At 68.4% G+C, this 14,716-nt stretch carries 14 protein-coding genes; 7 read left to right on the top strand and 7 right to left on the bottom strand.

The features are described from left to right. Positions 1–34 precede the first annotated feature (34 nt). Positions 35–730, top strand: a complete 696-nt coding sequence (locus tag QM841_RS17190; RefSeq protein WP_005264659.1) for a metallophosphoesterase family protein — start codon at positions 35–37, stop codon at positions 728–730. Next, the gene (locus QM841_RS17185; protein WP_005264657.1) at positions 720–1,586 is read left to right on the top strand and encodes a hypothetical protein; all 867 of its coding nucleotides are present in this window, start codon (positions 720–722) and stop codon (positions 1,584–1,586) included. Before QM841_RS17190 ends, QM841_RS17185 begins: the two co-directional genes overlap by 11 nt. On the opposite strand, the gene QM841_RS17180 is transcribed toward QM841_RS17185, so the two are convergent. Continuing rightward, positions 1,576–2,682 (bottom strand): winged helix DNA-binding domain-containing protein, encoded by a 1,107-nt coding sequence (locus QM841_RS17180; protein WP_280783510.1) that lies wholly within the window; start codon positions 2,680–2,682, stop codon positions 1,576–1,578. The genes QM841_RS17185 and QM841_RS17180 overlap by 11 nt on opposite strands. A gap of 74 nt (positions 2,683–2,756) precedes the next feature. Between QM841_RS17180 and QM841_RS17175 the strand changes: the two genes are divergently transcribed. Beyond that, positions 2,757–4,292: an MFS transporter gene (locus QM841_RS17175; RefSeq protein WP_283332893.1), complete on the top strand. Its 1,536-nt coding sequence runs from the start codon at positions 2,757–2,759 to the stop codon at positions 4,290–4,292. On the opposite strand, the gene QM841_RS17170 is transcribed toward QM841_RS17175, so the two are convergent. From QM841_RS17170 to QM841_RS17145, 6 genes are all read right to left on the bottom strand, one after another. Continuing rightward, complete coding sequence (locus tag QM841_RS17170) at positions 4,262–5,431, bottom strand: ABC transporter ATP-binding protein (protein ID WP_280783508.1); 1,170 nt, start codon at positions 5,429–5,431, stop codon at positions 4,262–4,264. The genes QM841_RS17175 and QM841_RS17170 overlap by 31 nt on opposite strands. A 37-nt stretch (positions 5,432–5,468) precedes the next feature. Continuing rightward, positions 5,469–6,305: a carbohydrate ABC transporter permease gene (locus QM841_RS17165; protein ID WP_005239292.1), complete on the bottom strand. Its 837-nt coding sequence runs from the start codon at positions 6,303–6,305 to the stop codon at positions 5,469–5,471. A 2-nt stretch (positions 6,306–6,307) separates the two neighbouring features. Then, the gene (locus QM841_RS17160) at positions 6,308–7,255 is read right to left on the bottom strand and encodes a carbohydrate ABC transporter permease (protein ID WP_005573473.1); all 948 of its coding nucleotides are present in this window, start codon (positions 7,253–7,255) and stop codon (positions 6,308–6,310) included. Then, positions 7,252–8,616: an ABC transporter substrate-binding protein gene (locus tag QM841_RS17155; RefSeq protein WP_186301275.1), complete on the bottom strand. Its 1,365-nt coding sequence runs from the start codon at positions 8,614–8,616 to the stop codon at positions 7,252–7,254. The genes QM841_RS17160 and QM841_RS17155 overlap by 4 nt, the downstream gene beginning before the upstream one ends. 250 nt (positions 8,617–8,866) lie before the next feature. Continuing rightward, positions 8,867–9,358, bottom strand: a complete 492-nt coding sequence (locus QM841_RS17150) for a general stress protein (RefSeq protein ID WP_005239275.1) — start codon at positions 9,356–9,358, stop codon at positions 8,867–8,869. Between the two features lie 67 nt (positions 9,359–9,425). Then, positions 9,426–10,388: an HpcH/HpaI aldolase/citrate lyase family protein gene (locus tag QM841_RS17145; RefSeq protein WP_283332892.1), complete on the bottom strand. Its 963-nt coding sequence runs from the start codon at positions 10,386–10,388 to the stop codon at positions 9,426–9,428. A 71-nt stretch (positions 10,389–10,459) separates the two neighbouring features. Between QM841_RS17145 and QM841_RS17140 the strand changes: the two genes are divergently transcribed. The 4 genes from QM841_RS17140 (at position 10,460) to QM841_RS17125 (ending at position 14,706) form a co-directional block, all read left to right on the top strand. Beyond that, positions 10,460–11,731 carry a magnesium transporter MgtE N-terminal domain-containing protein gene (locus QM841_RS17140; RefSeq protein WP_105412769.1) on the top strand — a complete coding sequence of 424 codons (1,272 nt, stop codon included), beginning with the start codon at positions 10,460–10,462 and terminating at the stop codon, positions 11,729–11,731. Then, the gene (locus tag QM841_RS17135) at positions 11,728–12,249 is read left to right on the top strand and encodes a DUF1003 domain-containing protein (RefSeq protein WP_280783506.1); all 522 of its coding nucleotides are present in this window, start codon (positions 11,728–11,730) and stop codon (positions 12,247–12,249) included. The genes QM841_RS17140 and QM841_RS17135 overlap by 4 nt, the downstream gene beginning before the upstream one ends. Positions 12,250–12,365: 116 nt before the next feature. Further along, the gene (locus tag QM841_RS17130; RefSeq protein ID WP_283332891.1) at positions 12,366–13,535 is read left to right on the top strand and encodes a lytic transglycosylase domain-containing protein; all 1,170 of its coding nucleotides are present in this window, start codon (positions 12,366–12,368) and stop codon (positions 13,533–13,535) included. A gap of 292 nt (positions 13,536–13,827) precedes the next feature. Further along, complete coding sequence (locus QM841_RS17125) at positions 13,828–14,706, top strand: lytic transglycosylase domain-containing protein (protein WP_283332890.1); 879 nt, start codon at positions 13,828–13,830, stop codon at positions 14,704–14,706. Positions 14,707–14,716 lie beyond the last annotated feature (10 nt).

Genomic DNA, 14,716 nt, shown 5'->3' with positions numbered 1-14,716 from the left:
GTCCTCCGGCCTCGCGAGCCGGTAGCGTCGGACCATGGTCTCGGTACTCGCAGTGTCCGACGAGACGATCGAGTCGCTGTGGAGTTCGCAGGTGCGTGCCATGGACGTCGACCTGATCCTCGGTGCGGGCGATCTCCCGTTCGACTACCTGGAATATCTGATCGACGCGCTCGACGCGCCGTGCGTCTTCGTGCCGGGCAACCACGACGCCGACCTGTCCGGCTACTCCGCGGGACGTGTCGGATGGATGCGGGCGGGTCTGCCCTCGGCGTGGCCGGGACCCTGCGGCGCGGTCAACGCGGACGGCCGGATCGTGCGGATCGCGGGCCTGCGCATCGCCGGTCTGGGTGGATCGATCCGCTACAACGACGGCCCCAACCAGTGGACCGAGCGGCAGCAGCGGCGGCGGGCGCGCAACCTGGCGCTGACGAGTGCGTGGCACGCGCGCCGCTCGGGTGTGTCCGGCGTCGACGTGCTGCTCACGCACAGCCCGCCGCGCGGAGTGGGCGACCAGGAGGATCCACCGCACCGGGGTTTCGAGTGCTTCGAGACCCTGGCGGGCAGGTTGCAGGCCCGCGTCATGATCCACGGGCACGTCCACCCGTACGGCCGGGCGGCCGAGGACCGCACACTCGGCGCGACGACGGTGATCAACACCGTGGGATTCACCCTGATGGAGTTGGCCCCGGGCGCCGACCCCACCATCGTCAGGCGCCGGCATGGCACGTGACACCGGATTCCCCGCCGCCGACGCGGAAAACGACTTCACCCGCCAGCGCCGCCGCGCCGAGTTGTCGCGGCTGGTCAGCTGGCTGCGCCGCGAACCGGACGACGTCAACGAGATCCTGCCGTTCGACGAGGTGGTCGCTGCCGTCGGCCGGGTCGGGGAACGGTCGCTCGGCCTGCAGGTGATCCCGGTCAACTCCATCGTCGGGAGCGTCGACCGGACCCGCGACTTCGACCGGTTCTTCCGGCCCACGTCCACCCGGGTGCGCGAGCGCTGGCAACGGCTGGCGGCCGCGCAGCGCCGGGGGGAGTCGGTGCCGCCGATCCAGGTGTATCGGATCGGGTCCATGCACTTCGTCAGCGACGGCCACCACCGCGTCTCCATCGCGTACGCGATGCACTGGAGCACGATCGACGCCTACGTCACCGAGATCCAGACCAAGATCTCCCCCGACGGGATCGCGCAGCGCGGCGACCTGGTCATCAAGGACCACCGCCGCCTGTTCCTCACCCGGGTGCCGCTCAGCGGGCCCCAGCGGGCGGCCGTGGTCGTCACCGATCCCTGGGAGTACGCCGAGATCAGCCAGAGCGTCGAGGCCTGGGGTTTCCGGCTCATGCAGGAGGTGGGCGAATTCCTCAGCCGTGAAACCGTGGCCCGGCGCTGGTTCGGTGAGGAGTTCCTGCCGGTGGTCCGGATGCTGCGGGCCGCGGAGATGCTGCCCGACCACACCGACGCCGAGGCCTACCTGTGGGTGGCGCGGGAGCGGTACCGCCTTGTGCGCCAGCATGTCTGGAACGACGAGATCATCGCCGAGCTCAGCCACCTCGCACCGCGCAGGCACAAACCGGCTAGCCCGTGAACCGCACGACACGCTCGGGCGCCTCGGGGTGCGCGAACTTCAACAGTCGCCTGCCCTCCGCCTCGATCGCGGTGCGATGCGTCTTCGCGATGGTCGCCAACGGCTCCACGTCGAGTACCGCACGGGACTTCTCGACCACCGTCGTGGTGAACGCCGCGACCCTGCCGTTCACCAGGACGGCAGGTTTGATGATGCCGTTCTGGGTGAAGACCTTCTTCCGCACGTCGTCGTCGAGGAGGCGTCCGCGGTCCGCGTGCGAGAGCAGCACGTTGTCGAACGGCGCGAGGATGCGGACGGGGGCGGGGGTGCCCGGGTCCGGCCGGGGTGCGTCGGGAAGGTCGAAGAGTTCCGGACCCGCTTCGCCCTGGAACACCCGGAGTTCCGGCCGCAGCCGGTCGAAGACCTCCCCGAGCCGCGTCAGCCCCGACCAGGCCTGGGCGTCCCGCGCGCTCGCCGGGCCGAACGCGGCGAGGTAGCGCAACAGCATCGTGTCGATGGACGGCGCGGCGGACAGTGGACGACCCACCCACGACTCCAGCGTCGACAGCGCCGGTTGCCCGGACCTGCCCCAGAGCCCGCGCGGTGGAACCTGGACCATCGGGACCAGTCCCCGCACCCCGTGGGCGAGCGCGGCCCCGTCACGGCCGGGGAACCGCTCCTCGAGCAGGGGCCGCATCTGCGACTGCGTGCGGGGTTCGTCGCGCACCAATTCACGTCCCGCGGCGGCGAGGGCGCCGAGGTCGATCCCGTCGAGACCGGACCGGTGCTGTGTGTTGGTGTGTAGGTCGCGGTCGAGCAGCGGTTGCGTGAGCGGACGGAACGAGAGCGCGTCCGTGGCCGACAGGGCGAAGACCGTGCCGCGCATCGCGACAATCCGCACCACCGCGCGGTTCTCGATGAGGTCCGACAGCGACTCGGCGCGGAATCGTGTCAACCGCGTCCACAGTGCGAAATACGGCGGGGCCGGAGCCTGGGCTTGCAGTCCGCAGAGGTGCTCGATCATGTCGAGGGCGGACGCGTCCGAACGGCTCAGCAGCGATTGCCGGGCCAGTGTGGCCCGGCCCAACGCTCGATTCGACATGCGTTGAGACCCCACCGTGAACCCCTTCGTTAGTTAGCCCCAGTACCGTATTTGATTACGCCGTTCACCGACCCCTACAGGAGGACCCCATGGCCGCCGGATCGACAACCGCAGCCAGGGCTCTCCTGCCCGTCATGTGCTTCGTCGTGATGATTGTCGCCGTTCTGCAAACGTTGGTGGTGCCGATCGTCGGGACCATCGGCTCGCAACTCGACGTCGGCCCCACCGCCGTCGGCTGGCTCCTCACCGCGAACCTCCTCGCGGCCGCCACCGCGACGCCCGTCCTCGGCCGCCTGGCCGATCTCCGCGGCAAACGGCCCGTCCTGCTCGGGGTGCTCGTGGTCGTGCTGCTCGGTTCCCTCATCGGTGCGTTGTCGACGTCGGTAGGAGTGCTGATCTTCGCCCGCGTGCTCCAGGGCGTGTCGTTCGCGCTGTTCCCGATCGGCATCGCGGTCCTGCGTGACGAACTTCCCGCCGAGAAGCTGACCGGGGCGATGGGGATCTTCTCCGGCACCCTCGGATTCGGCGGATGCTTCGGCATCGTCCTCACCGGTGTGCTGGTCTCCGACGGCGCCGACTTCCACCGCATCTTCTGGCTGTCCTCGGCCATCACCGCCGCCGGACTCGTCCTCGCCTGGATCGCCATCCCCCGCCGCCCGCGCACCGGAACCGGATCCATCGACTGGATCGGCGCGGCCGCTCTGGCCGCCGGCCTGGTCCTCGTCCTGCTGCCGCTCGCCGAGGGCGGCACCTGGGGCTGGACGTCCCCCGTCACCATCGTCAGCGGAATCGCCGGAATCCTGGTCCTGATCGGCTGGTTCCTCTTCGAACGCAGGATCACCGACCCACTCGTCGCGCCCCGGCTGCTGACCAACCCGCCCGTCCTCGTCACCCACCTGTCCGCGCTCGTGGTCGGCATGTCGATGTTCGTGATGTTCCTGGGCAGCTCGTACTTCGTCCAGACCCCGCGCGCGGTGGCCGGATACGGCTTCGGGGCCACCGTCCTCGAGGCCAGCACCGTATACCTGCTGCCGGGCGCGATCAGCGGCGTCCTCGCCTCGATCCTCAGCGGAAAACTGATCCACCGCTTCGGATCCCGCGCCGTCCTCATCGCCGCGAGCGTCGTCGGCGTCAGCGGTTTCGTCGTGTTCGTCTTCGCCCACGACCGCACGTGGGAAGTCATCGCGGCCATCCTGCTGGTCAACACGTACATCAGCCTCGCGTACGCGTCGCTGCCGTCACTGCTCGTGGCCGAGGTCCGGCAGGACGAGACCGGCGTCGCGAACAGCATCAATTCCATCGCCCGGTCCGTGGGCAGTTCCGTCGCCAGCGCGCTGCTCGCGACCCTGCTCGCCGGCATCACCATCGACGGAACGGACGTCCCGACCGAATCGGCGTACGTGATCGCGTTCGTCGTCGGCGCGACCGCCGCCGCCCTCGCCGGGCTGCTGCCGTTCTTCGGGATCACGCGCACCACCCGCACCCCCTCCGACGAGGAGGAGGACGAGGTCCACGCGACCGCCCTCGCGGCCGAGTGGGGCACCGTCGGTGGCCTCGGCGGAGCGAACACCCGCGGTTCGGGTGAGCGCCCCGCTCAACGGGTGAGGTTCGCTCCCGAATCCTGATCGAACAGGGCGATCTTCGCCCGGTCGAACCACAGTTCCACCGGCCTGCCGTGCGCCGCGGACGATTCGGTCGACAACCGGGCGACCAGCTGCCCGCCGCCCGCGACCGCGGTACCCGAGTCTGCGGCGAGCTCCTCGAGTTCCCGGGAGGTCACCTGCGGCCCCTCCGCCGTGAAATAGGCGTACTTGTCCGAACCCATCGACTCGAGCACCTCGATGTTGGCCGTGAAGGTGCCACCGGCCGCTCTCTGCCCCTCGTCGACGAGCCCCACGTCCTCGAAGTGCTCGGGACGGATCCCGACGACGACGTCCTTCGCCGTGTTCGACGACCCGATCTTGTCGCGTGTCTCCGGGGGCAACGTGAACTCGCCGAGCGGCGTCGACACCCCGTCGGCGGTGAGCTGCCCCGGGAAGAAGTTCATCGACGGCGAGCCGATGAACCCGGCGACGAACAGGTTGTTCGGGTGGTCGTACAGATCCTGCGGCGCCCCGATCTGCTGAACCACACCGCCCCGCAGCACCACCACCCGATCGCCGAGGGTCATCGCCTCGGTCTGGTCGTGCGTGACGTACACCGTGGTGGTGCCGAGTCGCTGTTGCAGCCGGGCGATCTCGGTGCGCATCTGGACGCGGAGTTTGGCGTCGAGGTTCGACAGCGGCTCGTCCATCAGGAACGCCTTGGGGCTGCGGACGATCGCCCGGCCCATCGCGACCCGCTGCCGCTGTCCGCCCGACAGATTGGCCGGTTTGCGATCGAGGTGCTGGGTGAGGTCGAGGATCTTGGCGGCGTTGTCCACCTTCGCCGCGATGTCCGACTTCGACATCTTCGCCAGGGTCAGCGGGAACGCGATGTTCTGCCGCACCGTCATGTGCGGGTACAGCGCGTACGACTGGAACACCATCGCGATGTCGCGGTCCTTCGGCGCCTTCTCGTTGACCCGCTCCCCCGCAATGCGCAGTTCACCGGACGAGATGTCCTCCAGGCCGGCGATCATGTTGAGAGTGGTCGACTTTCCGCACCCGGACGGTCCGACCAGAATGATGAATTCGCCGTCGGCGATCGTGATGTCGACGTCGCTCACCGCCTTGGCGCCGTCCGGGTACAGCTTCGTCACCTTGTCGAGCACGATTTCGGCCACAGAAACTCCTTCATAGTTTCGACCCTGCAAGCAGGTCTCAGCCCTTCACCGCGCCGGAGGTCAGACCGGCCACGATGCGTCGTTGGAAGAACAGCACGAAGATGATGATCGGGATCGTGATCACCATCGCGGCTGCGGCGATCGAGCCCGTCGGCTCCTCGAACTGGGAGGCGCCGGTGAAGTTCGCGATCGCGGCCGGCGCGGTGATGGACCGTTCCGTCGAGGTCAGCGAGATCGCGAACAGCAGGTCGTTCCAGCAGAAGATGAAGACCAGGATCGCGGCGGTGACGATGCCCGGCGCCGCCAGCGGGGCCACGACCTTCCGGAACGCCTGAGCCGGTGTGGCGCCGTCCATCTTGGCCGCCTTCTCGAGCTCCCAGGGGATCTCCTTGAAGAAGGCGGACAACGTGTAGATGGCCAGCGGCAGCGCGAACGTGATGTACGGGAGGATCAGACCCGCCCAGGTGTCGAACAGCCCGAGCCTGCGCTCGATGTCGAACAGCGGGCTCACGAGGGAGATCTGCGGGAACATCGCGATCAGCAGGGCCACGCCGACCAGCAGCTTCTTGCCTGGGAAGTCCAGCCGGGCAATGGCGTAGGCGGCCATGGTGCCGATGACGACGGCGATCACCGTGGAGATGAGCCCGATGCCGATGGAGTTGATCAGCGCACTGGTGAAGGCGTTGGTCTGGAAGATCCCGCGGTAGTTGTCGAGTGTCCACTTCTGCGGAATGAACTTGCCGTCCTTGATCGTTCCCGCGGGCTTGAACGACAGGCTGGCGATCCACAGCACCGGGACCAGTGCGTAGAGCAGGACGAGCAGGTTGACCACGGACCAGCTGATCTTGCGGCGAGGTGTGTCGACGACGGCCATGGCTATCGGTTTCCTTCCGTGTCGGACCCGGGAGCCGAGGCGCCGAACAGCTTGATGAACACGAACGCGAGCAGCGCGACGCAGAGGAAGATGAGGACGCTGATCGCGGAGCCGATTCCGAGGTTGAATGCCTTGAACAGGTTGTCGTAGCCGAGGATCGACAGTGATCCGGTGTCGTTGGCGCCCTTGGTGAGGACGTAGATGTTGTCGAAGATCCGGAACGCGTCGAGCGTGCGGAACAGCAGCGCCACCAGGATTGCCGGTTTCATCAGCGGCAGGATGATCCGCACCAGCCGCGTCCACGCCCCGGCGCCGTCGACCTGAGCGGCCTTGAGGAGGTCGTCGGGGACGAGGGCCAGTCCGGCGAGCAGCAGCAGCGCCATGAACGGCGTCGTCTTCCACACCTCGGCGAGCACGATGATCGCAAGCGACGGAATCTGCTGCGTCAGCGGGGCGCTGCCGTCGGGCAACAGGTTGGCGAGATACCCGGTGCCCGGCGTCCACGCGTAGTACCAGCTGTACGCGGCGGCCACGGTGACGATGCCGTACGGGATCAGCACCACCGTCCGCACGATGCCCTTCCCGACCAGCGTCCGGTGCATCACGAGCGCCAGGATCAGGCCCAGGACGAACTCGATCACCACCGACACGACCGTGATGCCCACCGTCACCGCGAAGGCCTGCCACCAGTACGCGTCCGACAGCACCGACACGTAGTTCGCGAGGCCCACGAATTTGCGGTCGTCGGGGAAGCGGAGGTCGTAGCGCTGCAGGCTCAGCCACACCGCGTAGACGACGGGGTAGGCCGTCACCGCGACCATGAGGATCGCGGCGGGAGCCACCAACCACAACCCCAGTCTGCGTTCGGCCTTCTTCCCTTCCGAGATCTGCTTCTTCGACGCGACTTTCGGCTCTTCGGCCCGGTCCGCCTGCACGGTTTCGGTCGTCACGGGATCAGCCCTTCCGAGTTGACCGCCTTGCGTACCTGTTCGGCGAGTTCGTCGACGGTGCGCGGCGGGTCGATGTCACCGACCGGATTCAGCGTGTCGGTGATCAGGGTCGAAATGCTCTGGTACGCCGGTGACACCGGGCGGACGGATGCTGTCTCGAGGCTCTCCCGCACCTCACGCCACGCCGGGTACGCCTCCTGGAACGCCGGGTCGTCGTACAGGCTCGCCAACGTCGGCGGCACACCACCGTTGACGGCGTTGTTGCGCTGGTTCTCCTCGTTCCGCAGGCATGACACCGCCTCGAACGCCAGGTCCGGATGCTGGCTGGTCTTCGCGACCGCGATGTTGAATCCGCCGATCGTCACCTCGGCCGGTCGCCCGGGGATCACCGACGGGTACGGCGCCGGGAGGAAGTTCTGCTGACCGTCGACGGTGAGCACCGTGTTACCTGTGTCCACGGACGTCGGGTTGCCCTTCTCGTCGATGAACGGCAGGTCCCCCTTCTCCGCGTTCTCGATCATGCCCGGCAGCACGAACGGCCAATTGACCTCGAACGCAGCCTTTCCGCTCTCCATCCCCAGCCGGGACGACGCCTCGTCGCCCTGGGACACCGACGGGTCGGCACCCTCTGCGGTGGCCACCCGCTTCATGACCTCGAGCGCCTTCAGCGCGGCGTCACCGTCCGCGACCGTCACGGTGGTCCCGTCCTCGGCGACGACGGACCCGCCCGCGCTCGCGAGCAGGGTGTTGAACCACACCATCAGGCCCTCGTACTGCTTGCCCTGCACCCCGATCCAACTGGGCCGGCCCTCCGCGGCCAGGCCCTCCGCGATGTCGATCATCTGATCCCACGTCTGCGGCGGCTGCCCGTCCGGCATGAGGTCCTTGCGGTACCACAGCAACTGGGTGTTGGTGTTCAGCGGCGCGGCGTACAGCTGGTCCTGCCACTTCGCGGATTCGAGGGGGCCTTCGAGCGTGCCCTCGCTGACCTCCGCCGCGATGCCGGGCGGGAGCGGCACCGCCCAGCCGGCCTCGGCGAACTCGGCGGTCCACACCACGTCGAGTGTCATGATGTCGAGTGACGTGTCGTTTCCGGTGAGCCGGCGGGCCAGCTGGAGCCGCTGATCGTCCGCGCCCTTCGGCAGCGTGCGCTGCTCCACGGTGTACCGGCCGCCGGCCGCCGCCGTGCAGTTGGCCGCGGCCTCCGCATACTGTTCGGCGCCGTCGGCAGCCGTGTAGAAGCTGAGGACGATGCCCTCTTCGGACGACCCGCACGCAGCCAGCAGGGGAACGGTGAGGACGGCGGCGGCACCGATCAGTCCCCACTTCAGCGAGCGTCCGGGCTTGGTGCGATGCAGCACAGCCGCCTCCTCGAGCGGCCCCTCACGGATCCAGTCGCTGTACGGCTGGGCACGCGGGCCCGCACATTTGTTCCTGCCGGAACGCGCACTCCACCGACAGGTCACGGTTTCGGCGCGGGCCTGGGCCCACGCATTGCGCCGTAAACCTATCCGACATCGTCGGCGAACTGGGTGAAATCGCCGCGAACGTCGCGAATGGGACGCAATCCGTGACCCGACCGCAACCCGCAGGTCGAGGCGGGAGCGCCGATCAGAGCGCCAGTTTGGCCAGCATGTCCCGGGCCTTCTCCGCCGACTTCGGCTCGCACAGCACGTCGTACCGCCCGGCGACCAGCTGCATGGTCGACGCGAAGTCCCGGGTTCCCCGCGTCGCCGCGTACGGGATCGTCGTGGAGATCAGCCCGAAAATGATGCCGCCGACGATGCCGACGACGAGCGGCGCCAGAAAACCGCCCGTGACGATGCCCAGCAGCAACCCGAAGAACACGCCGAGCCAGGCCCCCGAAACAATGCCCCCGCCAATCACTTTCGCCCAGGTGAGACGGCCCAGCACCCGCTCGACCTGCATGAGGTTGACACCCACGATGGTGACGTCCTCCACCGAGAATTCCTGATCGGAGAGGTAGTCGACGGCGCGCTGCGCCTCCGCGTACGTGGGATACGAACCGATGGGCCAGCCCGTGGGGGGTTCCGGCAGAGCCCCACGCCGCGCCCCATTGGACTGTCCGAGTGGATTCGTCATCGTCAGCTGGTCTCCTCGTGTGGTTCTCTCAGGATCGGTCCTGTGAGAACCATTCTGCCTGCTGAGGCTATTTCGCGTCGGGTCGCACGAACTCGGTGGTCCGTTTCATACCCGCGGCGCGACCCTTGGCGGAGATCACGAGCGCCATCTTGCGACTCGCCTCGTCGATCATCTCGTCGCCGAGCATGACGGCACCGCGACCGCCGCCGGCCGCGGAGGTGTGGAACTCGTAGGCGTCCAGGATCAGTTCGGCGCGGTCGTAATCGTCCTGACGGGGGCTGAACACATCGTTCGCCGCCTCGATCTGGGTGGGATGCAGCACCCACTTGCCGTCGAAGCCGAGTGCGGCCGTGCGCTGCGCCGACCGGCGGAACGCCTCCACGTCGCGGATCTGGAGATAGGGACCGTCGATGGCCTGCACCCCGTGCGCGCGGGCGGCCATCAGGATGGTCATCAGGATGTGGTGGTAGGCGTCGCCACGGTCGTAGCCGTCCGGTTGCTCCCCGACGACCAGCGTGCGCATGTTGATGCTCGCCATGAAGTCGGCGGGACCGAACACCAGGGTCTGCACGCGGGGGCTGGCCGTCGCGATGGCGTCGATGTTGGTGAGCCCGATCGCATTCTCGATCTGCGGCTCGATACCGATCCGGCCCACCTCGAGCCCGTTGGCCTTCTCTATCTGGGTCAGCAGCAGGTCGAGGGCCTGAACATGACTGGCGTCCGGCACTTTCGGCAGCAGGATCGCGTCGAGGTGGGCGCCCGCGCGTCCCACGACCTCGACGACGTCGGCGTACGTCCACTCGGTGGTCCAGTCGTTGACCCGCACCACCTTGATCTGGTCGCCCCACCCATCCTCGGCGAGCGCCTCGGCGATGGTGCCGCGCGCTTCCTGCTTGGCGAGCGGCGCCACCGCGTCCTCGAGGTCGAGGAAGATCTCGTCCGCGGGCAGCCCCTTCGCCTTGTCGATCATCTTGCGGCTGCTGCCCGGAACGGCGAGCACCGATCGCCGTGGCCTGTAGACGGAACTCATGACGGACGATCCTCCACTTTCGCAGGTGTTCGATTCCCTGTATTTCTGTACAAGGATCTAGCCTGGCAATCATGGCAGCTGCGAACAAGGTTTTTGCAGCCAGGCTGGCCGGCCTGGTGGTGCTCGGCCCCGACGGGGAGTCGATCGGCCGCGTCCGGGACGTGGTGATCACCGCGCGCGTCGGCCGGCAGCAGCCGCGCGTCCTCGGACTGGTCATCGAATTGTTCACGCGCAAACGCATCTTCGTCCCGATGCTCCGCGTCACCGCCATCGAACCGAGCTCGGTGACACTCACCACCGGCAACGTCAGTCTGCGCCGATTCCAGCAGCGGCCCGGCGAGGTGCTCGCCCTCGCCCAGGTGGCGGATTCCCACGTGCGCGTGGACGACCCGGAACTCGAGGAGCTGCGGGACGCCGACATCATCGTCGTCGATCTGGGCATCGAGCAGACCCGCACCCGGGACTGGGTGGTGTCGAAGGTCGCGGTGCGCGGGCACCGCGGCCGACTCGGTCGCCGCGCCGCCATGCACGTCGTCGAGTGGCAGCACGTCCAGGGCCTCACACAGACCGACCTGGCGATGCCCGGCCAGGGCGTCTCGGCACTGCTCACGCAGTTCGAGGGCATGCGCGCGGCCGACGTCGCGAACGCGATGCGGCTCCTGCCGGAGAAACGCCGCCACGAACTCGCCCTCGCACTCGACGACGAACGTCTCGCCGACGTCGTCCAGGAACTGCCCTCCGACGACCAGACGGACCTGCTCATGCACCTCGAGGTCGAGCGCGCCGCGGACGTCCTCGAGGCCATGGACCCCGACGACGCCGCCGACCTCCTCGGTGAACTTCCCGAGACCGAGGCCGAATCGCTGCTGCAGCTGATGGACCCCCAGGACTCCGAGCCGGTCCGCCGGCTGCTCGAGCACTCCCCCGACACCGCGGGTGGTCTGATGACTCCGGAGCCGGTGGTCCTCACCGCCTCGACGACGGTCGCCGAGGCGCTGGCCCGTGCCCGGATCTCGGACGTCACCCCCGCTCTCGCGAGCATGGTGTTCGTCGTCCGCCCACCGACCGCGACGCCGACGGGCCGCTACCTCGGTTGCGTGCACCTGCAGAAACTGCTGCGGGAACCGCCCGCGAGCCTGGTCGGCGGACTGCTCGACACCGACATGCCGCGGCTGGCACCCGAGGATTCCCTGACGTCTGTGACCCGCTACTTCGCCACTTACAACCTGGTGTGCGGGCCGGTGGTCGACGCCGAGGACCACCTGATCGGGGCGGTCACCGTCGACGATGTCCTGGACCACCTCCTCCCCGAGGACTGGCGTGAAGAGGAGATCGACGGATGAGCGAGAAGTCAGCCAGCGCGGCCGCCCGGAGCCTGTCCGACCGGCAGCGCCTCGACACCCCGCGGGGTACCCGCCGCTTCCGGGTCACGTACGACGTGGAGGCCGTCGGCCGGGCCAGCGAGAACTTCGCCCGGTTCCTCGGCACGGGCCGCTACCTGATGATCCAGACGGTGGTGGTGATCGTCTGGATCATCATCAACGTCTTCGCCGTCCGTTTGCAGTGGGACCCGTACCCGTTCATCCTGCTCAACCTGGCGTTCTCCACCCAGGCCGCGTACGCGGCTCCGCTGATCCTGCTGGCGCAGAACCGCCAGGAGAACCGCGACCGCGTCTCTCTCGAGGAGGACCGCTCGCGCGCCGAGCAGACGAAGGCGGACACCGAGTTCCTCGCCCGGGAACTGGCCGCGCTGCGCATCGCGATCGGCGAGGTCGCCACCCGCGACTACCTGCGGCGCGAGCTCGACGAGATCAAGTCGCTGCTGGGCGACGACGAAGACACCCGCACCCGGCGCAAATGAGGGTCGGCAAATCCCCGCAAACTCCGGCAGGGTCGATCACGTATATGTAACGTCAGTCACATCTTCTCGGATGTATGCGGTGTGCGAAAGCGAAGAGCACCGCAGGGGGTGATCGAGTGCGGATACGTGGACTGTTGACGGTGACTGCCCTGACAGTGGGCGCAGTTGCCACCCTCGGGTCCTCGACCGGCGGTTCTGCTGTGAGTGGAGCGTCCGTGGGCACTTCCGCGTTCGGTTCCACGACGGGAGCGACGACACTCACGGCGGCGTCGATCACGCCGGGAACCACGCCCCAGGCCGCGTACTTCCCGCCGTCGGGAATCGTGGCGCCGACACCGCGGGTCGCCCGGTCGCAGCGGGCCGCTCCCCCGCCGCCCGCGCCCGCACCGCTGCCCGCCGTGACAAATCCCACATCCCCGACGTCGCCGTCCGGCACCGGGCTCATCGCCGCACCGGTGATCCTGAGCGCTCTGGGCATCCCGGAGATCGTGCTCAACGCGTACCGATCCGCGGAACTCGAGATGATGGCGGAGTCCCCGAAGTGCGGTCTGCCGTGGCATCTGCTGGCCGGTATCGGCCGCATCGAATCGGGTCACGCCGGCGGCGGCCGGACCGACTCGGTCGGCACCACGATCACCCCGATCCTGGGTCCCGTTCTCGACGGCAGACTGGCCGGCAACGAGGTCATCCGAGACACCGACCGCGGCGCCACGGACGGCGACCCCGGGCACGATCGCGCCGTTGGACCGATGCAGTTCATTCCCTCCACGTGGGCCAAGTACGCCTCCGACGGCAACGCGGACGGTGTGGCCGATCCGAACAACGTGTTCGACGCGACGCTGGCGGCCGCCCGGTACCTCTGCTCGGGTGGTCTCGACCTCCGCGATCCGCTCCAGGAGACCCGCGCGGTCCTGCGGTACAACAACTCTGCCGCGTACGCCGCCAACGTCATCACCTGGTCGAACGCCTACCGGAACGGGGGAACTCCGACGCCGAGCCAGTTGTCGGAGTCGGCGTCGCCGTCGCCCGGACGTCTCGCCGACGCCGCCGCGGCCGAATCGGACCTTCCACGCGATCTCGCGACCACCCCGCAGCCGTCCACGGACGGCGCGGCCACTCCCGCGACGCCCGCTCCGGCCCCGCCGATTCCCGGACTCCCGCCGCTGCCGCAACTGCCCTGTCTGATCTTCTGCCCGCCCGCCGACCCCGGCGTCCCGGCATCCGTCACGCCCGGCCCGGTCGAGCCCGCCCCGGGCGCCCCTCCGGCCGACGTCGTTCCCCGGTAGTCACCTCCGCCTCCGCCGCGCGCTCTGCTTGCAGGGCGCGCGGCGGAGTGTTCCGGTGTCCGGATCGTGACGCACCGACCGGCCCGATCCGTGCCGGACCCCCGGCACCTCCACGTCCTGGCGTGACCTTGCCGTGTTCGTTACCCTCGCTCACATGCCTTTGGAGTAACGGAATCGTGCGATACAAGTCCGTTTGATCACGGTTGGATAACGGAAACGTATCGAATCAGGTAGCCTCGATCCGGTCAGTTGAACGGAACACCCCAAGACGGGGGTCGCAGGAGGCAATCGAGTGGGTCGGCACAACAAGAAGACGGACTCCCATATCCGCCGCAATTCGGTCATCGCGCTTACCGGACTCGTCCCCATCGGACTGATCACCGCAGCCAACACGGCCGGCGCCGCACCCAAGGTCCCTTTCCTCTCCACTAACTCCTCGTCGGAGGTCGCCGACGTCGCCCAGGAGGCGACCGACACCGCACCCGAGGCCGCGGAAGCCGTCACCCCCGTGGCCGAGACCGCCGCCGAGGCCGCACCGGCAGCCGAAGCGGCGCCCGCTGCGCCGGCACTCGCACCCGTCCAGGCCACCCCGCCCCTCCCGGCGAGCATCGCCCAGGGCGCGCTCGGCATCCCGGCCATCAGCGTCACGGCGTACCAGAACGCCGAGCGCATGCTCGCCGTCGAACAGCCGGGGTGCGGCATGTACTGGACGCTCATCGCCGGAATCGGCCGCGTCGAGTCCACCCACGCCTACGACGGCAAGGCGGATGACAAGGGCAACATGCTCAAGCCCGTCCTCGGCCCCGTCCTCGACGGCACCCTTGGCGGCAACGCGGTGATCCGCGACACCGACGGCGGCAAGCTGGACGGCGACGCCAACTACGACCGCGCAGTCGGCCCCACCCAGTTCCTCCCCGAGACGTGGAACCGCTACGCGGGCGACGGCAACGGCGACGGCGTCGCCGATCCGCAGAACCTCTTCGACTCCGCGCTGACCACCGGAAAGTACCTGTGCGACGGCGGATTGAACGTCAAGGATCCGATTCAGGCCGCCAAGGCCGTGCACCGTTACAACAACTCCGCCGCCTACGTAGCCAACGTGCTCGCCTGGTCCGCCGGCTACTCCAGCGGAATCATCCCGGCAGCCGCGGACCTGCCGCGCATCCACTGAGCGCACATCC

This window comes from Rhodococcus sp. IEGM 1307, assembly GCF_030056915.1.
Lineage (GTDB): Bacteria > Actinomycetota > Actinomycetes > Mycobacteriales > Mycobacteriaceae > Rhodococcus_F > Rhodococcus_F opacus_D.
Note: the sequence above shows the minus strand (reverse complement) of the source record. Positions and strands in the feature narration are given on the sequence as shown.

Coding starts and splice junctions, on each gene's coding strand:
- QM841_RS17190 (WP_005264659.1), top strand. CDS start 35: ATGGTCTCGGTACTCGCAGTGTCCGACGAGACGATCGAGTCGCTGTGG.
- QM841_RS17185 (WP_005264657.1), top strand. CDS start 720: ATGGCACGTGACACCGGATTCCCCGCCGCCGACGCGGAAAACGACTTC.
- QM841_RS17175 (WP_283332893.1), top strand. CDS start 2,757: ATGGCCGCCGGATCGACAACCGCAGCCAGGGCTCTCCTGCCCGTCATG.
- QM841_RS17165 (WP_005239292.1), bottom strand. CDS start 6,305: ATGGCCGTCGTCGACACACCTCGCCGCAAGATCAGCTGGTCCGTGGTC.
- QM841_RS17150 (WP_005239275.1), bottom strand. CDS start 9,358: ATGACGAATCCACTCGGACAGTCCAATGGGGCGCGGCGTGGGGCTCTG.
- QM841_RS17145 (WP_283332892.1), bottom strand. CDS start 10,388: ATGAGTTCCGTCTACAGGCCACGGCGATCGGTGCTCGCCGTTCCGGGC.
- QM841_RS17140 (WP_105412769.1), top strand. CDS start 10,460: ATGGCAGCTGCGAACAAGGTTTTTGCAGCCAGGCTGGCCGGCCTGGTG.
- QM841_RS17135 (WP_280783506.1), top strand. CDS start 11,728: ATGAGCGAGAAGTCAGCCAGCGCGGCCGCCCGGAGCCTGTCCGACCGG.